The sequence below is a fragment of the Legionella sp. PATHC032 genome (assembly GCF_026191185.1).
In the GTDB taxonomy this organism is placed as follows: domain Bacteria; phylum Pseudomonadota; class Gammaproteobacteria; order Legionellales; family Legionellaceae; genus Legionella.
This window is the reverse complement of sequence record NZ_JAPHOV010000001.1, coordinates 2654441-2679831: the sequence shown is the minus strand read 5'-3', so window position 1 is coordinate 2679831 and position 25391 is coordinate 2654441. Positions and strand designations below refer to the sequence as shown.

Genomic DNA, 25391 nt, shown 5'->3' with positions numbered 1-25391 from the left:
TGCCAGCCTTAACTAGGAAAAAATATGAAAAATAAAATAGTTTTGTTGGCTCCAATCTTTTTATCCTTTTTTTTCTCATTCCATATTTATGCTGCGGATTACCGTTTTAATGATTTGTCATTAAGTGCTTCTCTAGGCATGCTGTCAGGTGACGCTCATGAATATGTTTACCATCCAGAGACAGATACGAAGTTAAGCCAGCTGGATTGGCGCATAAAAAATGCTCCGATAATAAAAGGGGAATTAAATTACGATGTCCTAGATTGGCTTAGCATGAATGGTCGAGGTTGGACAACCTTGGTAAAAAATAAGGCTGCTATGGATGATTATGATTGGTTCAATCCTTATCAAGAAACCTGGACTCACTGGTCTCATCACGAGGATACCCATCTCAATTATGCGAATGAGTTAGATATGAGCTTAAGGGCCTGGTTGATGCAAAAACAAAATTACAAGTTAGGTCTGGCCACTGGCTATCAATGGAACTCCTTTGACTGGAAAGCTACTGGAGGCTGTTATCAATATAACGGAGGGCTCTATACCGGTTGCTTTCCCAGTGATCAACCTGGAATTGGATACCAACAAAAATTTAGAACTCCTTACGTTGGTTTGGCAGGGAAGTATTTTGTTAATAATTTTGAGTTTGGCGCTCTTTTAAAATTTAGCGACTGGGTTTCAGCTCGAGATCATGATGAGCATTATGCCCGCAACTTAACATTCAATGAGCGAGGAAATAGCTCCAGATATTATGCGGCAACGGTTCATTCTGGCTATTTTTTGAAGCCTAACACGAAAATTTTTGTCGAGGCATCTTACAATCATTATTCTAATGGGAGAGCGGATACTGAAATCATTGACAATGACACGGGCGAGCGCAGTTATTTCGGTGACTCAGCGGGTTTATCCAATAAACACTATACCGTTGCTCTTGGGTTACAATATCTTTTTTAAAAGGTCAAAGCCTCTAATCCCAACTGGCAAGTAGCAACTGTCTTAAGTTCTAACTTCAAGACAGTTGCTGCATGCGTTCGTTATTTCAACCATATCTTGATATGGATCTGAATATTATGCAAACTGAAGCTTTATGCTTGGGTTTAATTCTTCTTTTGAATCCATGTTAAAAAGTGCTGGCATTTTTTCACGGATTTGCTCTATAAGTGTTTCATCTGAGCCTTGATTGTTTTCAAGCCGTATTGTTTCATGTGAAGGATACTCAAAAAATGTATCCATTTTGTTGGCATAGCGCAGGCTTACTTTGCTTTCCTGGTTGCGAAATCGATTGGTGATGCGGCTTGCCCTCAGTACGGGAGTGACATCAATCATTACAAATTTGAGCTCGGGTATGGCGTTTAATAACTTGAGACGGTGCTTGTCGAGATACATGGCTTGTGAAATAACAAAACTCTCGTTCGGTGTTTTTGTTTTTTGTGTCTTGATAACATCAATCAAGACATCAACAAATTCATCAATCATCTCTGGGGTCATTTGTTCATCTTCAATTAGGCAGTCACGCATTTTTTGGGTGATGTGGTTATCACCATCGATATGGACGATGTTTAGCTGTCTGAGCAGATCTCCAATGTAACTTTTGCCCGAGCCAGTTTTGCCAAACAAAAAATAGATGGTCATTGATCATAGCCCTTGTAATGTATGTTTTTCATATCAGGTAAGTGAATAACCATACCTTAAAATCATGGAAATGTGTACTTCCTTCGTCATTGCCTAACCATCGAGGACTTGGGAGTCAGAATTAGACGATGGATTTATAACCAATCCATCACAGGAGTTTATCGGTGTGATGCGTATTTTTTTGTGTGCTGAGATGGCTTATAACATTTATTCTCAAACGAAGTTGCTTTTCAATTTCAAGCACAGCGAAAAATACAGATCCAGTTAGAACGATTAATACCCCATCCCAGAATGGAACATTTTCGGTAACAAATATTGTTTGCAACAGAGGGAAGTAGGTGATTGCAAATTGTGCCACAGTAACCACGATGACCGCCATCCAAACCACTTTTGTTCCTTGAACTGCTTTCCATGTGAGTGAGGTGCTGTAAATGTTGCGAATATAAAACAGATGAAAAATTTCAAGTACAACTAATGTATTCAAAGCGATTGTGCGAGCCAGTTCAATCGAGTGGCCACGATCGAGTGCGTAGAAATAGAGTCCAAAAACCCCACAAATGAATAGAATGGAAACCAGAATAATGTGCCATACCAAACTGCCAGTTAACAGAGGTTCGCTGCGAGGACGCGGTGGACGATGCATGGTACCTTCTTCCGTTGGTTCAAAAGCCAGCACGATCCCTAAAGTAACCGCGGTTATTAAATTAATCCATAAAATCTGAATCGGCGTCACTGGCAAACTGAGCCCCAAAAGTAAAGCTAAAATAATAGTCATTGCCTCACCCGCATTAGTAGGTAAAGTCCAACTGATGACCTTTTTAAGGTTGTCATAAACAGTACGACCTTCACGAACGGCTGCGACAATAGAGGCGAAATTATCATCCACCAGTACAAATTCCGCAGCTTCTTTAGCTACTTCGCTGCCTTTTCTCCCCATGGCAATTCCTGCGTCTGCTCGTTTTAATGCAGGGGCGTCATTCACACCATCACCAGTCATGGCGACAGTCATCCCATGTGATTGCAATGCCATAACCAACCTTAGTTTATGCTCTGGACTGGTTCGGGCAAAAATGTCGGTCTCCAACACAATATTTTTGAGTATGGCATCATCCATGTTATCCAAATCAATACCAGTTAATACTTTATCAAGGTTTTTAAGTCCAATTTGGCGGCCAATAGCCAGTGCTGTGATTGCATGATCTCCTGTAATCATTTTGACCTGAATGCCCGCTGTATGGCATTGTGCCACGGCTTCAATGGCCTCGGGTCTTGGAGGATCAATTAACCCAACCATCCCAAGTAATGTCAAACTAGCCTCAATATCGGCAAACTCCAAAACGGTATGTTCTGGTTTTGTTTTTTTAACTGCAAAGGCCAGTAATCTCTGTCCTCTTGCGGCAACCTGCTCCATTTGTTCCTTCCAATAAGACTCATTTAGAGGCTGTACTTCTCCCGAATCGGTTTGTTGATTTTGACACATCTTCAAAATTTGCTCAGGAGCACCTTTGACAAAAATCATCGCGTGCTTCAAATGATCATGGTTTAAAGTCGCCATGAACCGATGTCTGGCATCGAAAGGAATCATATCGGTACGTACCCACAAGACGTTTTCTTCTTGCATAGCCAGTCCTGTTTTACCGGCAAATGCAAGTAAGGCGCCCTCCATGGGATCGCCTTCTACAGTCCAGTTGCCTTCCTGGTTGTGAAGTGCGGCATCGTTACAAAGCATCGCGGCACGCGCGAGTTTCTTGAGCAAAGGATGTTCATTGTTAGCAATGACTTGTTTGTTTAAAGTAATTTTCCCTTGAGGCTGATAACCGATACCATCCAAAATAAACAGATGATTACTGGTTAAGACAGAAGCGACGGTCATCTCGTTAAGAGTCAGGGTACCCGTTTTATCAGTACAAATGACTGATACGGAGCCCAGGGTTTCAATAGCAGGTAATCGGCGCACAATGGTATGTCGTCGTGCCATCGTCTGTACCCCAATAGCCAGAGTAATTGAAAGTACGGCGGGAAGACCCTCAGGGATAGCAGCAACTGATAAACTGACCACTACCATAAATAATTCGGTAAACGGATGATGTTGGACAAAATAACCATAAACAAGAAGTAGTGCTGCAATCAGCAGAATGAATAAAGTGAGCCATTTTGCAAACAGCCCAATTTGTAGGATTAATGGTGTGGTTAATGATTCTACTTTGGATAATAAGCCACTAATATGTCCTATTTGGGTGGATGATCCTGTTGCTACAACAATCCCTTTTCCTTGGCCATTGGTTACCAATGTTCCACTAAAGGCCATACAAGTTCTGTCGCCTAATTCTGTATCTTTTGCGACAGGATGAATTTGTTTTTCAACAGGAATGGATTCGCCTGTTAATATAGCTTCCTGAACCCTCAAACCATGAGATCTTACTAAGCGTACGTCAGCAGGAACTTTATCCCCTGCCTCCAGAAAAATAATATCGCCTGGCACAATCTGTTCACCGCTAATATGCCGTCTCTCCCCATCGCGTAACACTGTGGCAGCAGGAGACAGCATTTTTCGAATCGAATCCAGAGCTTTTTCCGCTTTTCCTTCCTGGATAAAACCTATCAGGGCATTGATGATAACAACAGCTACTATAACAGCGGTATCTACCCAGTGTTGCAGGAGAGAGGTCACCACAGCCGCACCTAATAGTACATAGATGAGTATGTTATGAAACTGGAGCAAGAAGCTTGTAAAAGCACTTCTTCTTTCGGGTTCAGCTAAGCGATTGAAACCATAATACTCTAATCGTTTTTTAGATTCCTGCTCACCTATCCCTCGCTCTGTGGTGTTTAGGGTAGCAAATGTTTTTTCTACTGATTGCTCATGCCAACAGGGAGCTGAAATATTCTGTTGTTCCTTCATTGTCCCTTTCCCTTTTCTTTTTGCCGGCGGTCCAACCCTCAACTGGTGTTGCTGAAAGTATAGTATTTAAAATTTATTTGCACATTTTTTGAATCAAGGCTGTTTCAGTATTAACCAGTCTTTTGGTAAATACGAATAATCCCGTCTTGGTAGTAGGATAGCTGCGAGGTAAAAAAATAATCTATGACAAAATAATTTGAATTAGTTTGGCTGCATTCCTACCCTGACAGGATTCATTATTTTGTCCATTGCGGGGTTGGTTGTTAAGGCAGCACGGATTTTTCTAAAATCACAACAACTAGGACTCTCAAATGCTTTGATGATGTCATGAACATTCTCGTTGTAATTATTGTCACTGCTGTCAGCTATTTTTCTTTTGATTTCAATAATGGCAGTGGCTATATTGTCTTCTTCTGACGGATCGATTTTCCCTACAATGTCTCGTATTTCCTTTATGATAGTTGGAACGGAGCCATCTTGATTTTTCAGCAATTCATCATTTCTTAATGCTGTGTGGACTGCCAAAATATTTTCCTCTCGTTCATTAGCAGGAATCTTTATGATACTGATATGGACTTTTGTTTTATTAGGCAGAGAGGGGCTTTCTTGTATACTACCTGTCGGATTTTCCAATGTAACATTCATGTTTGTTTTTGTTGCCATTCGCAACATTTCTTCTCTTAGACATTCACGGGTAGCGTGGGTATCATTTTTTATTGCAAGATGTTCAAAATTAAATATTGACTTGAATTTATTAAAATCTTTATTGACAGCTCTTAACAGATAGCTATCAAGAGAATGATTATGTAACCGGGAATTGTTTGCGAAATGTTTTTGAATAACATCAAGCATGGTCTTTAAATCTTGTGCTTTATTAAGCTCATTTTTTAAATCATTGGCCCGATTTTTGCCGAAATCAGTATAATGACGTAACCAGGTGAGCGTGCCTGAGCTTTTTTGATAATCGGTTTCTTTGCTTTCATTATTGCGCCATCTAAGGTATTCATCCGCTGCGCCAATGAGAGTTTTTCTAAGTTCAATGGTTTGTGATCGATTGTTGTTTTGTTCTTCCAGGGATTTGCGTTCTCTCATTTCGTTTTGCACTAAGTCAACTTTTTCCCTTGAAAGACCTAAAAGGGCTCCTTGTTCTCTGATGTCGTTTTCCTTATAACGCATTGGATTGTTGTTTTTATGCAGGAATGCCATCACTTTGGTTTCATAATCAGGAATAATGTCTTTAAGTAGTCTTGTAGTTATTGAACGAAATTCAGGAAGGTGCTCTGATTCAAAGTTCTTTGATTTTAAGAGCAATGAACAAAGGTCATTAAAAACCTCGTCCCTTTGTTCCGGAAAGATGCTCGCGTATAAGAGGAAGCCAAATACTTGCGGCAACTTTGATGAAATATCATCTTGTGGAAATAGAAGCTTTTTTTCTGTAAATTGTATTAATTGGTTCCATGCTTCTGAGTCTACTTCTATGTTTTTTGCCAGTTCTACAAATAAGCGGGAGTTGATATTTTCTATTTTATCTTCAAAGGAAAAAACCATAAGGCCATCATTGGTCATAGTTGTGAAATGATGTATTTGTGCCTGCTCTTTATTGGCATTTATTTTTTCCTGGTCTGAACGATCAATCCCTGGTATAGAAAAGTAAATTCGGTACGTATCTTGAGTTACTACATATTTTCCAGCGATTCGTGCAGATTGATAATGAGGTTCTTCCCAAGGATTTTCAGCAAAAGACTTGAAATCTTTTGGAGATAAATTGGCTTTTTTTATGCATTGAAGTAAAAGATATCCTAAAATTTTTCCAAATTTAAATTGAGAGATATTAGATGGATTTTTTTTACCATTTTCTTCAAGTTTGGCAATCCATTTTTTGATGATATTTTGGTATGGTCCTAGCTCGTAATCAATCAATAGATTAATGCGCCCACAATCATTTTGAGGGCCATTAGATGGTTTGGCAAATTGAACCATTTTATCATCCAAAGTATTTGTTTTACTATTATAGATCATTTTTTTATATCTTTTTGAGCTTTTCCAGGCTCCCGGGTATAGTCTGCAAAAGCAAAGTAGCGCCAATGTTTAATCATGTTTTGTTAACATGTACCAATCATTAAGTGTGCAGTATAAGGCCATAAACTTGCACTGTTTCTCTGAGATTTCTGAGGTGTGGGGTCAATTATTTTCACTAAATTTCTATCTGTCGCCCAATTTCAAATACCGATTCTGGGGGAAGATGAAAATAGTTACTCATGGGAAGCGCATTGCGATGCATAAAAACGAATAGGGTTTTAATGTATTTTAACAGAGTATTACTATTATTTCGGATGACAATTGTCTCGTGTCCGATATAATAGGTAATGTCTTTGACATTGATGTCAAAGCCTTGAGTTTGTAATTTTTTTAACAATTTGGGAATGTTTGGATGTTCCATAAAGCCATAATTGGCTACAGCACGCCAAATGCCAGTTGCTACTTCCATAATTTGTAATTGATCATCGGATTTACACCATGGAATGGACAAATTGTTAACTTTTAAAATAATCACCTTATCTTGCAACACACGATTTTTCTTTACATGCCAAACCAGGATAGGAGGAATGTCTTGGTCTTTGGAGGTAAGAAAAACGGCTGTTTTAGCCACACGCACTATCCCTTCTGTTTGAATACTTTCCAGAAAGGAATCGATAGTTATATTTTTTTCTTTTTGTTTGATTGCAACGGTTTTATAGCCTTTATGCCAAATATACATTATGGAATAGATTATGACTGCTAATGTGATTGGTATATATCCGCCATTGGCAAACTTGGTGAGGTTAGCCGCAAAAAAAGAAGCGTCGACAACCAGGAATAATCCAGCAACAAGCCCTGATTTGATGATACTCCATTTCCATAGTTTATGCAGGGCAATAAACAAAAGAATTGTAGTGCAAAGCATAGTGGCTGAAACAGCAATACCGTAGGCAGCAGCTAATTTTTCAGAACTACCAAATCCAATAGTAAGCCCAAGGGTAGCCAGCATTAAAAGCCAATTAACAACTCCTATATAAATTTGCCCATAACCCTCTGAAGACGTTTGTGTGACTCGTAACCTAGGTAGCCAGCCCAGTTGCATTGCTTGTCTTGTCATGGAAAATGCTCCGGTAATAATGGCTTGGCTGGCAATAATTGTTGCAACGGTGGACAGAATTATTAACGGTAATAAAAAATCACTTGGGCACAGCATGTAAAAAATATTATGTTCTGTGGATGCTCCTTCCAAAACCAAAGCGGCTTGTCCCAGATAGTTAAAGATAAGGCTTGGAAAAACGAAGCCAAACCAGGCGCAGCGAATTGGAGCGGTACCAAAATGTCCCAGGTCGGCATATAAGGCTTCTGCACCAGTGACACAAAGAAAGACCCCACATAAAATAAAAAATCCTGTTGCGCCATTTGAAAATAAAAAACTTAGGCCATAGATGGGATTAATCGCCGCTAATATAGAAGGGTGTTGGATAACTCCTCTTGCCCCTAAAATACCAATGATTAAAAACCAAAAGGCCATCACTGGGCCAAATGCCTTTCCAATGGTGGTGGTACCTTTAGATTGAATCGCAAAAAGAATTATCAGAATCGTTATTGCAATAGGCAAAACATAATACTTAAGTGATGGGGAAAGGATCTTCAGTCCCTCTACAGCGGAGAGCACGGATATAGCCGGGGTAATTGTGCCATCTCCATAGATTAGAGCAGCTCCCATAAGTCCCACTGCGATAATGAAAGGCCTTTGCTTTAGTTTTAAACTTAAAAGAGACATTAGCGCAAGAACCCCCCCCTCCCCGTCGTTGTCAATCCGTAAAGCAAAGCAGATGTATTTAAACGAAGCAATGATTATCAGAGTCCATATAATCAATGATACCGAACCCATAATGGTGTTTACGTCTGGAGTTCTCCCTCCAGTCAGCAATATCACCGTTTTAAAAGTATAAAGAGGGCTTGTTCCGATATCTCCGTAAACGATGCCTAAGGCTGATAGACTCAGTGCTCGCAATGCAGGATTGGAGTCGTTATGTTTTTCAATCTTTTTTGTTGAGGGCATGGAGTTGGCTCTCTCGTTAAGTTTGGCTTTATCCAAAAGGAGAGGTTATCTCCCAATAAGTGACACTTTAATTTTAGATAAATTAATCTAATTCTTTGAATTTGCAATAGAAAATAGATTAAATTACTGCCCCCTTTTTAATTATTTTCATCAATAAAGTATGTCGCAATGTTTTCTGACAAGGCTTTTTCACAAAAAAAGTTCAATAGTAAATTAATTTTTTGTTCATCTATTATAGATTTTGGGTAAATTGCATAAAGATTAATATCTGGTGAAGATTCATGGGGTAGTACCTGAATTAATGCTTCATTTTTTATTTCTTCATAAACTGAAAAATAAGGGACCCATAAAAGTCCCAGGCCTGCAAGCGCAGCTTGTTTTAAAACTCCCGCATTATTGCTTTTAAAATTTCCTGAGACATGAATGATTTTTTTGTTAAAAACCCATTTATTTTGCAGGCCATAGAGAGTGTTAATCAAACAGTTATGCTTTGGTAACTCGTCGATTGTCTTAGGAAGCCCATATTGAGTAATATAACCAGGCGAAGCAAAAACATTTCTCTTGATTGAAAATAATCTTTTGCAAACCAGTTTTGCATGTTTGACATCATCAAATGAAATAGCCAGATCAAAGGTAGAGGAATAGAGCTCTTTTGTATCCGAACCTACAATAAAATCTATTTCAATCCCGGGATATTTACGCATAAATTGAATACTTAATGAGGTTAAGTAGGGAATTGCCGGAGTAACAGTAAGATAGAGCCTGATTACGCCGTTTAATTCGAACTGATCGGGTGTTGCAATGACCTTGACTAGCTCTAATTGCTCGAAAAGATCTAATGCCTTTTCATACAACCTATGACCTGATTCAGTAACAATTAATCGTGTTGTAGAGCGTATCAACAAGGTAACTTTTAATTCCTCCTCCAGCCAGGTTATTTGTTTGCTTAATTTAGAGGGGGATATGTATAATTTTTGTGCTGCCTTTGAAAAACTTTTGCAATCAACAGTTGCAATAAAGCCTTTCAAACAGGATAAAATATTCATCTTGAAATTTTCTTAATTGAACTCTTTTTAAATGGTATAGACCTGGATGACGGTTTTGTAAATCAACAACAATGATTTCCTGACAGAGAAAGCTGATATTATCTTTAAAACAGCAGCTTAAAATTCTGCAGGACTTACGAAAAACTCCAATCTCATCGTTAAAAAATGTTTTTAATTCGGTCATTTAGTTTATCTAAACTCCCTCATTAAAAACATTTTTTGCCTTGACCTTGGAGTTTTTCGTAAGTCCTGTTCTAGTCACATTACCTCATGAGCGATTCCAAAAGGAAATTTTTTAACGGAGACTAGCTATAACAAGTCTCCGGTTCCAAGTACTTATTCAATGAGATAAAAGCACAAAATTTTTATACCTTATTCAAAGAAGGTTGAGAGGCTAAATGCAGTTGCTCTGAATTATCCACAGATGCGGCATTACCTGAGAAAAATGAATAATCGCTCAATGTACTTTGTTTTGCTGTTTTAGTGAGTCTAAACTGATGTGAGTCCTGAAAATAAGAGACAAGTTTTAACACAAAGTTTAAGTGAGGATGCTCACCAAGTATACTATTATATAAAGCATCAGGTTCTTTGTATTCTTTCAGACAACATTGTTGTAATAATTCACTGGCATGATTTTTATTGATTTCCCCCCATTTTTTCATAATAGTAGCTCCATTTCGAAAGGAAAAATTATTGGAAAATAGAGGGTGATTAAGAGTTTTTTGGTTTAAGAAGAGATTGGCAACAAGAAATAAGGTGAGCACTCTCGTTTCTTTATAATTGGATGGTTCCGCTGAAAACACACTGGGTATTAACAATTTAAGTGGTACGAATACAGGGTCTATATTTGCAATCACAAAACATAAATTCCAGCTATTGTATAAATTCATCCATCGCTTATCGATATGAAACTGAGATACTTTTTTTGGTGAGTTATCAACTTTTAGCTCAGGTATCAATGAATAACCTAAATCTGAATGAAGTGCAGTGCCTTGTGGTAAAGTAGTTTCAGCCAATTTAAAAGAAGTGGTGTATTCTTGTTCTTCCATGATACCAATTAATCCCAAGCCAGCTTGTGCATTTAAAATACCACCGGTATTTTTATTGTGGCCTGTTGCGTCTTCCCACACCGCTTCTAAAATATTAACTCCCATAGCGGGTAAAGTACTTGTTGATGCAACATCAAAATTAGCCAGTTCTATATCAGCATTCCATCCAGATAAACGATTTTGACTTACAAAATCATCGAGATCAGCTTGAGTTTCGGGATTTGCTCCCATCAGTCGGTGGAATATAATGCTTGTCAAACCAGGATCTATGGAAATCAGTTTTAATCTTTCAAATAAGGTGGCACGAGAAGGTATTCCAAATAAAAAATTGTAAAAAGGATTACCTGTGGCGCCTTTTCCTCTTTGCTTCATCATATGGTTATAAATATCATGAGCAAAATCATTACTATTGGCCATAGTGATGGTTATTGCTTCTAAAAGGCATAATAAATTAATCTGGAGCTGTATCGTAGAAGACGCATTTTCAATTTCAGCGTCATCAATTAATTCGTTTTCTTCAATATAGGCAAGCAAAGTACATAAAGGTTCATTTTTTAAAATATCTGATTTGATCTTGTCAATTAACGGCTTCAGATCAATGGCTTTTCTTTTAATTGTTTGGATAAAAAATTTATATTCTTCATTACCAGTGTTTATATTATCCAGCCCAAGCGCTGATAATAATTGCTTCATTATTTGAGGATTTGATTGGGGTACAATACATCGCCCAATACGGCTAAGAAAATTTAATGCCTTTGTCTTATTTTCCATATTATATTCCTAAATTAAATCTAAGTGTGCTTATTTTAATCAGTTTGATATTTTTAGAGAATGTATTTATTTGGAAAATAACGGTTTCGAAATTGGAAATAGTAAAATAAATAACCACGCGATATATTTTTTGTCCTTTTAACCAATTTAAGGTGAATTAAATGTTTTCTCCACTCCAAGACCCCTGGTCTGAATTAGAAGAGCTTGGTTTTAACCCGGAATACCTGAACGCGTCTTAAAGAAAGAGCTGTCACTTCTATAGAGTTGACTAAAAATATAGAAATGTTGGCGGACTATTATGAACAATTTAAAGAAGTAGGTTTCACTGATCGCGATCTGGCAAGAATTGTGAGTCTGGTCAGTTTCACTTCTGATAATCGTCTATCAAATATTGGAAGCCGAATGATGTTAGCTTTGGTTTGCGGAGGATTGGACTTATTAAAAACTCCTCTTAATTTCAACTCACACAACCTGACTAATATGATGGTTAGTTTAAATGGTTTGGAAAAATTACGACAATTAGTGAAAATTAATCAGTCGCATATCATCCCATTCAAAAACCAGGCAGAATTCAAAGCCATTTTTGAGAAACAATGTAAAAAATATCCGATGTTGAGAGTGGTGTGGTGTTATTCTGACAAGGAAGAATTTTATCTGGAAAATAGAAGACAAGATGCAATTTATAAAGATTGGCTTAGCGAAGAGGAACTGCATCAACTTTTCAGATTACGCCGTGCGTCTAAATCACAAGATCTTTACTATTGGGTACGTGATACATTAAGACCAGCATTTCTTAGCGATAACTATTATTCCAGAGAAGATCTCGGGCAAACACGAGAAGAGTTCGAAAAAGCACTAGACAATGCTGATGCAGTGGAATCCTGGTGTGACTCGTGGGCAAATCCCTTTGATCAAAACCCAATCCCTAAACTGGCAAAGTCATTAGAACAATCTAATCAAAAAAATACGAGTAAAATACCTTTTTTTACTGCTGTTGATAATAATGAAAAAAGTAGTGTTATCTATGAGCAATATTCTAATGCTGATGTAATAAGTGGCTATGTGTCGAGGGATACTTAAATATAACAATATTGAGGTATCCTCTATGCAGAACGTCAATCAAACAACTCTATTCCATACAAACAAGGAAACTCTAAAATTTTCAATCCTCGATTATGCAGGCAGGCTTGCTATATGGGGTGCACTTTGATACAGGTAAAAAATGAAGTCATCTGAAATTTGCCCATTTGGCCCTAAATTGCAACAATATTGGGATAAGCGATACGATTATTTTCATCGCTTTGATGAGGGGGTTCAGACAGACTCTGAAGGTTTGCATACCGTTATGCCTGAAGAGGCTGCGCTCACTCAAGCCAAATTATTCAATAATGCGAAGATTGTAGTAGATGGTTTTTGTGGTATTGGCGGGTCGGCTATTGCTCTGGCAAGAACAGGTAAAAAAGTCATTGCTATCGAAATGGATTCCGTCCGTTTAGCAATGGCTAAAAATAATGCTCGTGTTTATGGTGTTGAACATCATATCACGTTTGTTCATGGAGATTTTTTCGATGTTGCTGCTGAGATAAAAGCTGATGCTGTCCTTATCGACCCGCCATGGGGATGGCCTCGTTACAGAAAGATAGAAGAATTTCGTTTGCAGCATTTTAATCCGAATGGAAGTAAATTACTCAGTTATGTGCTTGATCATTTCAATAAAATTGTATTACGTGCACCAAAAACATTTATCACTTCAGAATTAGATCAATTTAATGTCGACTATGAGATTCATTCGGATAAGCTTCATCATTCAATCATGTCTATTTCTATATGCATCACTAACCATTCCAAAAGGAAGCCTGGATACTTTTTTTAAATGCCAGATGAGTCCATATTATTGCTTGCTGTCCAATCCAAGTACGAAAAAATACTTGCCCACAATGTACCTATTGATGAAAATGAAAAAAACCGCCAATTGTATTTGGCAAATGCTCCTCGTGCGGAAATTAGAAAAAACGCGCGTTTATTTGCTCAAGCGGAACGCACTCATAGTGGACAATTCTTTTTTAGCGAGGCCATGCCTAGAGAATTACGCATAATAATTGCTGGCTTAACTCGAGACTCCTATTTATGTAATGAAGAAGAAGCTAATCAAATTGCGCAAGAAAATTTTAGTCGTCCAATGAAAAATTCCCAATAATTTTCTATGGATTCCCCAACTCTGAATGGAAAAGTAGGAATTACATGAATCTTACAGAATGACTTGATTTTTGTTCCTGTTCTTGAGTTTTTTCGTTTTTCAATACTTCCGCAGCCGCTACCAGGTTCACAAGTAATGGTTGTAATAGAGCAAATCTGAGAGAATACGTTGCCTTGCTATTGTCATCCAGACTTAAATTGACATCTTCAATAGCCTTATCGATAAGATTAAGGTAATATTTTGAATGCTCTGACAGATCTTTTGTAGAGCCAGCGGGCAATCTATGGTAGCTTATTGCTGAGCCATATGATTTGCTTACCATAGTTAATTCTTGTATGACCTTTTCCGGGTCTGCCCCTGCGAATAATTCCGAAGCAGAAAATACTGACAAGTTCACGAAACAAATATCTGAAGAACAGAGCCCCACAGGATTTAATGGGTTTTTCTTTTTTTCAAAAGGAAGTTGAAAGGGCATGACATTCTCCGTTTAAGTTTAAATAAATTATAGTATAAAAAATATCGAATCAATTATTGTGCAGGCCTGCTATATCCTAACTCCATAAAAGTGGCGCATTCATGGAGTTACGACAGATCTGTTTATTGTTGTTGATTTCGAATCGGGAAGCGTATAATCATGCTTATTTGTTTAAATAATAAACATTTATGTAACTAGATCAAAAGATAGTAAAATACAATAATTAAATAAAACAAGGTTTTAATCATGAAGAAAAATAGCAGTACTAAAAAAATATTATCTTCTTTAAGCAATACGGAATTACAGGAAAAACAAGAGCTGATGATGAAAGAGCAAGATCAACAGTTGAACATTTTATTAAAAACTGTAAATCGAACTCATGAGATCGCCGAAGCGATACACAAAGAATTGACCAGTCAAAATAAATTAATTGATGGACTAAATGAGTATATAGAAAAGACTGATGTTAAAGTAGAAAATACGACAAAAAGGGTAGAAGCTCTTATCCCTGAAGTAAGGTCAAGTTGTTTCTTGATGTAATCCTGGAGTATTGACTGTAGAGGCAGCTCCAAAAGAAGAAAAATTTTGCATCTTATGATTTGTAAGCAGCCTGGGAGGAGGACACAGGCCGTATCCCGGGGTTTCATTATGTCTTCCGAAGTCAAGAACTGATATAAAATACTGCCAGGAAACACCAACCTCATAAATTATAATGGTTCACTATCGTCGAGATGCTACCCCCGGCGGGACTTGTTTTTTACTCTTGCGTTGAGAAATCGGAAATTCAGATTATTTACCTGCCATATTAATTTGTTGAGTGACACTTTTCGCCATGTAAAAGAAAAATATCCTTTCAACATGGAAGCTATTGTCGTATTGCCAGATTCTATACATGCCGTTGGGAGTCTGCCTGGTGAATATTTTAATTGCTCTTTGCGACCTTGTACTTTTTTATCCTTTGGTAACACCTTTCATTGAGGCATCAGGCTTGGAATTGCCTGAAGTTGTCTGTTGCTGAAGTAGGTAAACTGTATACCGGAATAGAGGATGGATTTATTTTTAAGAACACTGAGCTTGCTCTTAAAAAATGAATACTTTGTTGAAGTTTAGGGCTCATTTTAAGAGGACAGTATTTTAGATCCACGTATAGTCAATTTAGAATCAAAATTCTATATACCAGCAAGTGTAGCCTTGATTACGCTTCGCTGCATTAAGGCTACACTTACTATTTAATCATTTTGATCCTGCAAATGAATGATAATATTGTTTGGTTAATATAATTTCCACATGATCTTTTTTTTAATTACTTCAACCAGAAATAAGTAAGCAAACGTCGCTGTAATCAAAAAAAGAAAATACAATGGTGGCAAGGGTACAAATCCAAATAATCCAGAAAGTGGGCTGAATGGTAACCATATTCCCACCATAACTATTAACAGAACCGTCGCTGTTAAAGGGATGCTTGGTATACTTTGCCAAGGTTTTTTAGACGTGCGGATAATAAAAATAACTAAAGTTTGAGTTGCTAAAGATTCGACAAACCAACCAGTTTGGAACAGCGACTCATTGGCAGAAAATATTTTTAACATGACAAAAAATGTTAAAAAATCAAATATAGAACTAATAGGCCCAACATAGAGCATAAATTGACGAATTATATTAATATCTAATTTCCTATATCTATGTATTGATCCGGGATCTACACGATCAGTGGGTATCGTTATTTGAGAGATATCATAAAGTAAATTATTCAATAATATTTGTCTGGGGAGCATCGGTAAAAAAGGTAAAAACAGGACTGCAATTGCCATACTAATCATATTGCCAAAATTTGAGCTTGTACCCATCATGAGATATTTCATGACGTTTCTAAACGACTTACGACCTTCCATGAGTCCGTTTAATAAAACTTTTAGATGGTGTTCCAGCAAAACTATATCTGCTGCTTCACGAGCAATGTCAACAGCAGAGGCAACCGAAATTCCCACATCAGCATGATGTAAAGATGGTACATCATTTATCCCATCTCCAAGATAACCGACGACATGACCTCTTTTTTGTAGAGCAGAGATTATCCTCTGTTTCTGCATAGGGTTTATACGAGCATAAATATCGATTTGTTCTGCTAGTGAGGTAAGCGCATCGTCGGTAATTTTTGAAATTTCTTCTCCTGTCAAAATACGGTTTGTATCCATACCAACTTTTTTACAGATGTGTTGAGTAACAATTAAATTATCACCAGATAAGATTTTTATATTTATTCCTTCATGGCGCAAATCTTTAACTACTGCTGGAATATCTTCAAGAAGAGGATCAGTAAAGGCTAAAAAACCTGCGAAGATCATTTCTTTTTCATCTCTGCGAGTATATTTAAGTTGTTGATTCATTAGTTTATAGGCAATAGCTAAGACTCGATATCCTTGTGTGCTTAAGGATTGGAAAAGCAATTCACATTGTTGTTGTTCTTTTTCGGTAAAAATTTGTTTTTCACCTGAAAAATCATAATATGAGCACACACTCATAATGTTTTCAGGAGCACCTTTACAAATAAACAGGTGATTTTCATTTTTGCTAACAATGACACTTGAACGCCGGCGCTCAAAATCAAAGGGAATTTCATCTACCTTATGGTACGGTTGAATATCAGGATGATCATGCTTTAGGATCGCTAAATCTAATGGATTTAATTTTGCTTTTTCTAATACGGCAATATTAAAGGGACTCTTGATTTCTGTTATATATAAGCTGTTTAAGTAGGCTAATAACATTACAAATTCAGATTGTTCACCTGAAAAATCCAGGTATTGTGTTAACTCCATCTCTCCGCTTGTTAGAGTGCCTGTTTTATCACTACATAAAATATCAATGCTTCCGAAGTTTTGGATTGCTGATAAATTTTTGATAATTACCTTTTTTTTTGACATGCGAACGGCACCAGCCGCTAAAGTCACTGTAGTGATCATTGGAAGTAATTCGGGTGTAAGGCCTACGGCAAGCGCAACAGCAAACAGTAAGGAATCAAGTAATGGTCTGTGCATGTATATGTTGATTGAAAATACAAAGATTACCAACAGAAATACCATTTTCATGATAAAAGCGCTGAACCGCATCATGCCTTGTTCAAATTCTGTATGTGGTGGTTTCTTCTTTAAGCTTTCTGCGATGTGTCCGAATAAAGTATCACTTCCCGTATTAATTGCCAGTGCTGTTGCGCTACCCCCGATTACAGATGAGCCTGAAAATATAACATTGTGTGCGTCAAGAGGATTTTGGGGTTTGATCTTTAGGGGGATAGCTTCCTTTTCAACTGGCATTGATTCCCCAGTTAGTGCAGCTTGGTGAATATGAAGGTCTTTTGATTTTAAAAGTATGGAGTCTGCAGGTACCATATCACCAGCAGATAATCGAAATAAATCACCAGAAACTAATTCTTTTGCAGGTATATCTAACCATTGATTTTCACGTAAGACTGTTACTGTAGTTGCTATTTTCTTTTGTAACATTTTAATTGCAATAAGTGCACGATGACTTTGAAAATAATCCAGACCAATGCTAATGATAATGATGCTAATTATTATTGCGGCATTAATTTCATTTCCTGTAAATGCTGAAATTAAAGCCGCAAAAAATAAAATGGCAACTAAAGGATTAATAGAGTGCGAAATGGCTTCAAATATAATGACATGATAAGGTTTTCTTAGAATTTCATTTGTACCATATTCAGTTAACAGTTTTTGCGCTTGGATATTGCTTAGTCCTTCCAATGAACTATTCAGCTCCTTTAAAAGTTGGTTCTGGTCATAAGTTGATAAGTCATTTAAGTCATAGTTTACTTTCATTTGCTTATTTTTCCGTTATTCCTAAAGATAAAAATTAAGAAAGAAGAAAATTTATCAAGAGAATCTAAATACTATTATAGGAAACAAAACTAAATTAATTTTTAGAAATGAAAGCACTGTCTAATTATCAGATCAGTAGCAAGTGTAGCCTTGATGCAGCGCAGCGTAATCAAGGATTATTCGCCAAAGGTTTATTTAGTCAGGACTTACGATAAACCCCAAGGTCGAGGCAAAAAATGTTTTTAATGACCGAATAAAAAACATTTTTTAACAAAGAGATTGGGGGGTATCGTAAGTCCTGTTAGTGTTACATGAACAATCTGGATTACCCAATTTTCCTGAATACACCTTGTTGCATATAGTGATGACATGAGGAATGAGGCCAGGCGGATAGCTTTTGTACCAAGTCATGTTTGATTGGGTTGAAGTGAATATAATTCACATAATTTTCATAATCGTCCGAGCTTGTAATGGTATGTTCCCAGAATCTCCGCTGCCACAGACGATACTCGTTGTATTTGGTTTTAGATAATTGAAAGCCCGTTTTATTGATAGATTTTGAGAACAGCGCTTTTATTAGTTTCCATCGCAAGGAGTAATCGGTGTCACCGATTGGCAATTGCCATATCATATGAAGGTGGTCGGGTAAAATAACATAAGCTTTGATGGACAAAGGGTGTTTGTTTTTGTCGGTACGAAAGAAGGATTTCAGGAGATGAATATTATCAACCAATATGGTTGATTTTCTATTATATAATGTGAGGGTAAAGAAAAACGTACCGCCAGGAACGAAACTCTTTCGATAGCTGTTATTTTATATGAAGATAGGGGCAAACGGGTTTAAATGGATTATTTCAAATAACATTTCTTGGCTATACTGCGAACCATTTCCCGGAACCAACGATGCCCAGGATCAACATCATCTTTTTGATGCCAATATTGATAGCAATGAAAAGGGTCAACCTCAAAGGGAACTGAAGCAATACTTAATGGTATCAAATGAGATAACTTTTCAGCTACTTGGCGAATGCTTAATGTAAGATAATGAGAATCAGTCAGGGCAAGTAAAGGCATGATCCCCTGTCCTACGCTAATAGAAACCCGTTTGTCATGTCCTAGTTGACGTAAATAACGATCGAAATAATTGTAAAAAGGGGTTTCTCTTAATGAGAATTGAATTAATGGGTACTTTAATAGTTCTTGAATGCAAATTTTCCCTTCTTGGATTCCTGGGTGGTTACTGCCCCCAACGATGACGGCTTCATCTTGAAACAATTTTTGTTGCTTTAAGCTTTCTGGAACTCTCTCAAACATACCAATCATTAAATCAATATCACCGGACTCAAACACTTCCGCCGAATTTAAATAGCTAGGATGCTTAATATTCAATTTTATCCCCGGAGCCTCTTGTTCCAATCGGAGAATCAGGCTTGGAGTCAATAAAATCGACACCAAATCAGTCATACCAATTGAGAAACTTCTTTCTGAAGTTAAAGGATTAAAGGTGTCAGAAATAGTAAATAGTGTTTCAATCAGTGAGAGTGCTTGTCGGGTTTTTCCTATCAACGAGTTAGCCAAAGGAGTCAGTTGCATGATATTACCTTGACCGCGAACAAGCAGATCATCATGGAAATGCTCACGAAGTTGCTTCAAATAAATACTCATTGAGGATTGGCTTATGCCCATTTTTTTGCTAGCAAGAGTTAGATGACGACAGGTTAATAGCGCATACAGAGCGCGTAATAAATTGAGATTAAGTTTATCCATAAAACATCATCCATATATAGCGACCTTAATAGGCTTAGGATTACTCTATTTTTAATGGCTTTTTGTTTGAGGTTAGTTGAGAACGATACAGTTTGCAAATAAGCTTGGTACTAATCGAACTGATGAAGGATATTAAAAAGCTCGAAGATTTTGAGTCTCGAGCTTTTTCTCTGATTATTCTAATAAAAATTAGAGAATGCTGCATTGCTCTGTGAACTTTGGTTTGTAAGTCATCTCTGGTTCTCCATGTAACTTACCCAAAGCGGTTTGGAGATAATCTTCAATTTCAGGTTGATTGCTTATTTCCTCTTTGCATGCGAGCATAAATACCTCTTTGAATTGCTCGAGTTCCGTTCGGGTGACTGATTGTTCGATGTAATCATGAGATCTTATTCTTAATGCCCGAATTTGTGCTGCTTGTTCCACCGTACGAAGTAATTGATGATGTCTCCAGGTTCCAACTAAAGTATGTGGTAATATCACCATATCAAGATTGTTTCCCCGATTTATAGAGAAATGTTCAATTCCTTCAGGTGATTCAGCATAAATTGATAAGTCACCACTTTCTCTATAAATTCCTATCATGCGAGTTTCATCAGTTATTAAATGATCATGATTGATAACTGAACGTTTACTGAGTAATGTTTCTTTTTTGCTAAGCATTGGACAACTCCTAATTTGCAATTATTTAATAAACTCATCGCCTCAATATGAATAATTTTTAATCTTATTGAGTTGATGCGTGTCATTTTATCGATGAATAATTAGCGTATTCTTAAAATTCTTAATGAAATTTTAATAATGAGTATTAAAATTCTGGAGGATGAACGCTGATGTAGATGATCAACTTATATGGGGAAGTGGCGTTTTTTAGTCCACTGCTTCTTGGAAGTTTATGTAATCCTTTAGGGCCTAAAGTGTTACCTATGTCTCCGGTATAATTTGTAACCAATGTCTTCGGAATAGACCCATTTTAGATGAACATCAAAATCTAGAGTATATTAAAAATTAATTAGTTTTGTAACTCTTAAACTTAACGTTCGACCTGGTAAGTATCTTAAGAAAACAGTCGATCTTTTTTCCATGCCTGGCCTATTAATTCTAAGCCATGAATCGAAAGAACAAGTTGAAAGTGATTATAATTTAGTTAGGAAATTGGAGCAAAAAGGATTATTCGTTCTGGCTGCTAGCCAGGAGTCTAAAACCACTAAAATTTAATAAGCGTAAGGTAATATGCAAATAATTAAATCATCATTATTTACTGGCAATTTTGCATGGCAAGCATTAGATATTGCTCAAATATCTAATGCGAGCATTAGACTTCATTGGGCAGATCAACCATATATTTGGCATAAGAATGATGGAGATGAGGTTTTTGTTGTGCTGTCTGGAAAAGTGATTATGCACTACCGTGAGGGTGGTGTAGAAAATCAAAAAGAATTAAATAGTGGGGACATATGTTATTTGAAAGAAGGATGTGAGCATGTAGCTTATCCAAAAGGGGCTGCAAGAATACTTGTCATAGAGAAAGCTGGTAGTATTTAAAAATTGATTTATGTTTTCAGGTAATCTCCAAAAAAGATATTTATTGATGAATGACTCTGCAGGCAAGTTAAAAACTCCTAAATTTAAAAAATTAAGAGGCAAGCTAGGGGAATATCTCAAAGAGCTTTCTGCACTGCCGATTAAGCATGGTTTAGAATTAGCCATCAAGCAAATTAAAAGATCTGATATTGTTGTATCCAGGAATCAAGGGCGGAATTATGGAAAATTGTTTGATGATGCGAAGTGAAGAAAAAAATTATCTACATACTTCTGACCTCATGTTGTTTAGGGGAATATTTATTTCTAAATGACTGTTATGTATTAAACATAGAGGTATTTAATGCATGACTATTCAATAATGAGATAGTTTGGACTGATATTAAAACAATGAAAAAAATTCATGTTCCTTCTGCTAAAAAGCAAGGGGGCTTGCTTGATAGATTTGAATTATTATCAAAAGCAGCTATGCTACTTTTGAGATTTGAACTCTATGCAACGGATTATGAGCCCTCAATTACAAAATAAGCTATTGATTATATTGTAATTTTTATCTCAGGAATTCACTACAAATATTAGTTGTTTTATAAATTTGACTGAATAATGACATTATTTAATGTTCTCTTTGATAAAATTCCATTACTCAAATATTTGTGCTTGCAGATGCGGATTTGTTTGAATTTCTAGCTCCTTGGCATTTTCTTTGGTGTAGAATACATTCAAAACCAGGAACTCATCACGATTTGCAAAGGCGTTATCCATAGATACTATATCCCTTTTTGCATAAAATGTCATGCCTTCATCATGGTATTGCTTTTCTGCCTTACTATTATTACAAATATTATCCTGTTGAAGCCTTCTGGAACTTTTGAAATAATTTGTCAGCACGTTGTAAAATGATGCTGGTAAAGGGGCTAGGGGTTATGTTCTTTTGAATTTTGCTAATTAGATTCAAGACTTCTTTACGCACTAAGGCACCCGATAAACGAGCCTCCTCTGCCATTTGTATAAAGTGGCGTGGAAATAGGCCATCAAAATCATATTTACTTCCAACTTTCATCGCCATTTTACTGGCAAGATTAGGATAATATACGGTTGAAATCAGATCGTAGAAAGGTGCTAAACGAACTTTTGAACCATGATAGAGCAAAGAGAAGTTTTTGCTATGTGCATCATTGTTGCCAATAATGACATTAAACAGAATCCCTTGTAATAATTCTTTTATGTCAAGCACAGGGAGGCTTGATATCTCTCTTATAAAACCAAAGCACTCACTAATTTGGGGGCCGCCTTCTCGCTGATATTTCATTTCAGGGCTAATGCCCATTGCCTGACAAAAATCTTCTTGATGAAGACGTTGGATTCCTTGCTCTGTCTCAACCCGATCATAACGTTTAACCAACAGATAAGGGGTACCATCAGCATAATGGATTGATGCGTCCACAGCATTTAATCCAATTTTTTGTGCCAGATTAAGGCAGAAAGATTCATTTTCAATTAAGGAGGGAAAGTCTCGATTAATTGGTTTTAAAATATGAGTACTCGGTGCACCGTTCATTGGTATTGCGAGATTTCCTTCAATAATGGCAACTGGAAGTTTATCCTGAGCTCCAGCAAGGGATAAACGAATTCCATCCTCACCGACTATCATGGGTCTTTGATGCATGGTTTGCAGGATTTCTAATACATCTTGTTTTTTGATAATTTTATAGTCTGGCTTTAGCTGAGTTATGGATGTATTTTGAGGTAATATCATCACAGCTCCGGCACACTCACCACCAATAGCTGCTAATAAGGCAAAATCATTTTTTTCACTGATACCCAATTGACGGGCAATAGCAGTACGCATATGGGCTTCAGGCAATAGTCCGCTAAAAAACGGACGGCATTGCTTCGTTGAGTAAGGGGCTTGTTGAAGGGGAAGGGAGTGTGACAACGGGAGATTTTTATTGTTTTCCAGGTAACCTTCATCATACACAAAAGACATATCGCCATGCGTATCGATACTTAATTGGCCTGCTAGTGTTTGGTTAAGATAGACATCAAGTTTATGATTTTTCATTTTCGAAATCAGTATGAGATAAGTTGAGTTGAATCCCAAGTACTTGTAGTACTTGCAGCATTTTTCCAATTTGGCAAGTGGGCTTTCCATTTTCCAAATCAATAATAAAACGCAATCCAGTTCCAGCAGTTAAAGCCAAATCTTTTTGGGTAACATTAAGTTCTTTACGAACTTTGCGAATATAACGTCCTATATTTTCTGGAGATTGAATCATCATTTTTCTTCTAATGTTCCCGTACGGTAATTTTATACCCTATTTGAAGAAAATTCCACAAAATGTTCCCGATCGGTAATAATATCATGTTTTTTAGATATTAAATAAAAATGTTACCGATCGGGAATGTCGATTGAGACCCTAAAGCGGCCGTGTAAATCATGAAATAAATAATGAAAGAGGTTGAATAATTGAGTGGTGTATTCATTCGATTTTTAATTTGTATTGGAAATTTATGTTTTTCTACCTAATAGACCATCCTAACTATCATCTAAAATGGATTTTATCTTCGGTCAATATGGATTATAAATCGCTCACAATGGAATTGGAGATTTATTTAAATGAAATTAAATTCAGTAATTGAATATTGCATTTGCAGATCTATAAATAAACGGGACTAGGGTCAGATCCTGAACGATCCCGTCATAATTTTACACAATCATAATTTCCCCAATCTAACACATGATTACTGATATAAGAAAAAGCTTGTATCAGTTGTTTTTTACTTATTTTATAAAAAGTTAAATGCCTTAGAATATGAAGCCCAATGAACATGATACTTAATACAGGAATAGAACGAACGGTATTGGCCTGAATTTGATAGTGCTATTTATTGGATATTGCAACTTGACCAGCTAACCACGCAACTACTGTAGCAAGAAGAGCGATGAGGATTAAATTTTCTAAGCGCTCGATACTTTTTGTACCAGATTCAGGGAGACGAAATCCATAACGTTTATTTTTTATATCTTTAAAAGCGCCTTCGATTTGCATGCGTAATTTATATATTTTGATTATTTTTTAGCGGTATTTAAGCCTTTTGAAAGAGACGTAATAATTAGCCATGGCTCATTAGCTCCTTTAGCATATTTCTTACTATTGCCTGATTGACACTTTACTCCTTGAATCGTCTTTTTTATACGACCTTTACTACGTTCCTTATAGATATAAAGGTCTGCATTCAGTGGATTTGCTCTGGCAATGGTCGCTCGACTTAGGTATTTAGGTGTCGTTGTCGCTTTCGGATATAAGCGTTTCACATAGACCCAATCTTCATCACCTATTTTTATCAACGTCTGAAACCTTACTCTCCCAATAAAATCCCATCCTAATTTAGTAATAAGCCTAAACCATGTGTTTCTAAAACCTGCATCTGTAACAACAATAGGATGACAGTTCTCGGGTAGAATGGAGCGTAATTTTCTTAAAAAATGGGTATGAATAGTATTATTTGCATAATGCTTCTGAAGATGAACCCCCTCATAGATAGTCATTGAACGACCTATTCCGGTAACTGATGCTCGTAGAAAGTAATGCTTACAATCAGCTGATACTGGAGACCAATCAACAATTATTACTGGTTGTGTTTTAGTGCCTATCAAAGTAGTAGCCACATAGTTATAAAAACAGTCTCATTCGTCATGCAATTTTCTATTGCCAACCAAGGTATCTACTTTCTTTATATTATGTTTTGCAGTCGTGTGATTCTTCAGGCCCCTGCCTAAAGCACTTATCCATAACTTTCCACAATCAATTAACGAACCGACCACTTCAAATAAACAACCAGTTCGCTTTTTATGAATATTTGGACATGACTTTTCTATATTCGTTTGCAATAATCTCACTGCATGCATGGTCTTTCCTATCTTAATTGTTTTTCGCAAAATGAATTAGATCACGAACTACCATACATGTCTATTCTTCCTATTTTACAACCTATTCTTTTATATATCTTTTTTTCGAAAATTTGACGGGATTCATCAGGATCTGACCCCTTTATGCATCAGTGAATTGTAGGTGATAAAAAAAGTCAT

Annotated in this window: 24 protein-coding genes and 1 pseudogene; 8 read left to right on the top strand and 17 right to left on the bottom strand. The window is 36.7% G+C overall.

All coding sequences use genetic code 11. The annotated features are described in order from the left end of the window. Positions 1 to 24 precede the first annotated feature (24 nt). Entirely contained in the window at positions 25 to 951 is a 927-nt protein-coding gene (locus OQJ02_RS11945; RefSeq protein ID WP_265719237.1) for an omptin family outer membrane protease, read from the top strand. A 114-nt stretch (positions 952 to 1065) separates the two neighbouring features. On the opposite strand, the gene OQJ02_RS11940 is transcribed toward OQJ02_RS11945, so the two are convergent. The 6 genes from OQJ02_RS11940 to OQJ02_RS11915 all read right to left on the bottom strand — a co-directional run bounded on the left by OQJ02_RS11940 (position 1066) and on the right by OQJ02_RS11915 (position 11481). Then, on the bottom strand, positions 1066 to 1629 hold the full coding sequence (locus OQJ02_RS11940) for a hypothetical protein (RefSeq protein ID WP_265719236.1): 564 nt from the start codon (positions 1627 to 1629) through the stop codon (positions 1066 to 1068). Between the two features lie 148 nt (positions 1630 to 1777). Then, complete coding sequence (locus OQJ02_RS11935; protein ID WP_265719235.1) at positions 1778 to 4531, bottom strand: cation-transporting P-type ATPase; 2754 nt, start codon at positions 4529 to 4531, stop codon at positions 1778 to 1780. A gap of 201 nt (positions 4532 to 4732) precedes the next feature. Beyond that, a complete protein-coding gene (locus OQJ02_RS11930; RefSeq protein ID WP_265719831.1) occupies positions 4733 to 6511 on the bottom strand; it encodes a hypothetical protein in 1779 nt (592 codons plus the stop codon). Positions 6512 to 6725: 214 nt separating this feature from the next. After that, positions 6726 to 8615, bottom strand: coding sequence for a potassium transporter Kup (locus OQJ02_RS11925; protein ID WP_265719234.1), 1890 nt, complete (start codon positions 8613 to 8615; stop codon positions 6726 to 6728). Between the two features lie 137 nt (positions 8616 to 8752). Further along, a complete protein-coding gene (locus OQJ02_RS11920; protein WP_265719233.1) occupies positions 8753 to 9661 on the bottom strand; it encodes a LysR family transcriptional regulator in 909 nt (302 codons plus the stop codon). Positions 9662 to 10026: 365 nt separating this feature from the next. Continuing rightward, on the bottom strand, positions 10027 to 11481 hold the full coding sequence (locus OQJ02_RS11915; RefSeq protein WP_265719232.1) for a lpg2382 family Dot/Icm T4SS effector: 1455 nt from the start codon (positions 11479 to 11481) through the stop codon (positions 10027 to 10029). Positions 11482 to 11763: 282 nt separating this feature from the next. On the opposite strand from OQJ02_RS11915, the gene OQJ02_RS11910 reads away from it, so the two are divergent. The 3 genes from OQJ02_RS11910 (at position 11764) to OQJ02_RS11900 (ending at position 13678) form a co-directional block, all read left to right on the top strand. Continuing rightward, entirely contained in the window at positions 11764 to 12561 is a 798-nt protein-coding gene (locus OQJ02_RS11910; RefSeq protein WP_265719231.1) for a hypothetical protein, read from the top strand. Between the two features lie 142 nt (positions 12562 to 12703). Continuing rightward, positions 12704 to 13354 carry a methyltransferase domain-containing protein gene (locus OQJ02_RS11905; protein ID WP_265719230.1) on the top strand — a complete coding sequence of 217 codons (651 nt, stop codon included), beginning with the start codon at positions 12704 to 12706 and terminating at the stop codon, positions 13352 to 13354. After that, positions 13355 to 13678, top strand: a complete 324-nt coding sequence (locus tag OQJ02_RS11900) for a hypothetical protein (protein WP_265719229.1) — start codon at positions 13355 to 13357, stop codon at positions 13676 to 13678. 40 nt (positions 13679 to 13718) lie between these two features. On the opposite strand, the gene OQJ02_RS11895 is transcribed toward OQJ02_RS11900, so the two are convergent. Next, on the bottom strand, positions 13719 to 14153 hold the full coding sequence (locus tag OQJ02_RS11895; protein WP_265719228.1) for a hypothetical protein: 435 nt from the start codon (positions 14151 to 14153) through the stop codon (positions 13719 to 13721). 246 nt (positions 14154 to 14399) lie between these two features. Here OQJ02_RS11895 and OQJ02_RS11890 point away from each other — a divergent pair, with 246 nt between their 5' ends. After that, complete coding sequence (locus tag OQJ02_RS11890) at positions 14400 to 14693, top strand: SNARE domain-containing protein (protein ID WP_265719227.1); 294 nt, start codon at positions 14400 to 14402, stop codon at positions 14691 to 14693. Between the two features lie 731 nt (positions 14694 to 15424). On the opposite strand, the gene mgtA is transcribed toward OQJ02_RS11890, so the two are convergent. The 4 genes and pseudogenes from mgtA to OQJ02_RS11870 form a co-directional block, all read right to left on the bottom strand. Continuing rightward, positions 15425 to 17992 (bottom strand): magnesium-translocating P-type ATPase, encoded by a 2568-nt coding sequence (gene mgtA / locus OQJ02_RS11885; protein ID WP_265719226.1) that lies wholly within the window; start codon positions 17990 to 17992, stop codon positions 15425 to 15427. 325 nt (positions 17993 to 18317) lie between these two features. Next, positions 18318 to 18785 (bottom strand): annotated as a pseudogene (locus OQJ02_RS11880) (REP-associated tyrosine transposase); the annotation flags it as partial. Positions 18786 to 18841: 56 nt separating this feature from the next. Beyond that, positions 18842 to 19759: a LysR family transcriptional regulator gene (locus OQJ02_RS11875; protein WP_265719225.1), complete on the bottom strand. Its 918-nt coding sequence runs from the start codon at positions 19757 to 19759 to the stop codon at positions 18842 to 18844. A gap of 189 nt (positions 19760 to 19948) precedes the next feature. Further along, entirely contained in the window at positions 19949 to 20422 is a 474-nt protein-coding gene (locus OQJ02_RS11870) for a hypothetical protein (protein WP_265719224.1), read from the bottom strand. A gap of 570 nt (positions 20423 to 20992) precedes the next feature. Between OQJ02_RS11870 and OQJ02_RS11865 the strand changes: the two genes are divergently transcribed. From OQJ02_RS11865 to OQJ02_RS11855, 3 genes are all read left to right on the top strand, one after another. Continuing rightward, positions 20993 to 21304, top strand: coding sequence for a cupin (locus tag OQJ02_RS11865; RefSeq protein WP_265719223.1), 312 nt, complete (start codon positions 20993 to 20995; stop codon positions 21302 to 21304). 46 nt (positions 21305 to 21350) lie between these two features. After that, complete coding sequence (locus tag OQJ02_RS11860) at positions 21351 to 21551, top strand: hypothetical protein (protein ID WP_265719222.1); 201 nt, start codon at positions 21351 to 21353, stop codon at positions 21549 to 21551. A gap of 140 nt (positions 21552 to 21691) precedes the next feature. After that, entirely contained in the window at positions 21692 to 21829 is a 138-nt protein-coding gene (locus OQJ02_RS11855) for a hypothetical protein (protein ID WP_265719221.1), read from the top strand. A 111-nt stretch (positions 21830 to 21940) separates the two neighbouring features. Here the strand turns inward: OQJ02_RS11855 and OQJ02_RS11850 are convergent, their stop codons facing one another. From OQJ02_RS11850 to OQJ02_RS11825, 6 genes are all read right to left on the bottom strand, one after another. Further along, on the bottom strand, positions 21941 to 22063 hold the full coding sequence (locus tag OQJ02_RS11850) for a hypothetical protein (protein WP_265719220.1): 123 nt from the start codon (positions 22061 to 22063) through the stop codon (positions 21941 to 21943). Positions 22064 to 22142: 79 nt separating this feature from the next. Continuing rightward, on the bottom strand, positions 22143 to 23363 hold the full coding sequence (locus OQJ02_RS11845) for a type II toxin-antitoxin system HipA family toxin (RefSeq protein ID WP_265719219.1): 1221 nt from the start codon (positions 23361 to 23363) through the stop codon (positions 22143 to 22145). Continuing rightward, positions 23350 to 23580, bottom strand: a complete 231-nt coding sequence (locus OQJ02_RS11840; RefSeq protein ID WP_229309790.1) for a helix-turn-helix transcriptional regulator — start codon at positions 23578 to 23580, stop codon at positions 23350 to 23352. The genes OQJ02_RS11845 and OQJ02_RS11840 overlap by 14 nt, the downstream gene beginning before the upstream one ends. Before the next feature lie 603 nt (positions 23581 to 24183). Beyond that, complete coding sequence (locus OQJ02_RS11835) at positions 24184 to 24351, bottom strand: hypothetical protein (protein WP_265719218.1); 168 nt, start codon at positions 24349 to 24351, stop codon at positions 24184 to 24186. A 20-nt stretch (positions 24352 to 24371) separates the two neighbouring features. Further along, on the bottom strand, positions 24372 to 24971 hold the full coding sequence (locus tag OQJ02_RS11830) for an IS4 family transposase (protein WP_265719217.1): 600 nt from the start codon (positions 24969 to 24971) through the stop codon (positions 24372 to 24374). A gap of 18 nt (positions 24972 to 24989) precedes the next feature. Beyond that, complete coding sequence (locus tag OQJ02_RS11825) at positions 24990 to 25211, bottom strand: hypothetical protein (RefSeq protein WP_265719216.1); 222 nt, start codon at positions 25209 to 25211, stop codon at positions 24990 to 24992. Between the last annotated feature and the right edge of the window lie 180 nt (positions 25212 to 25391).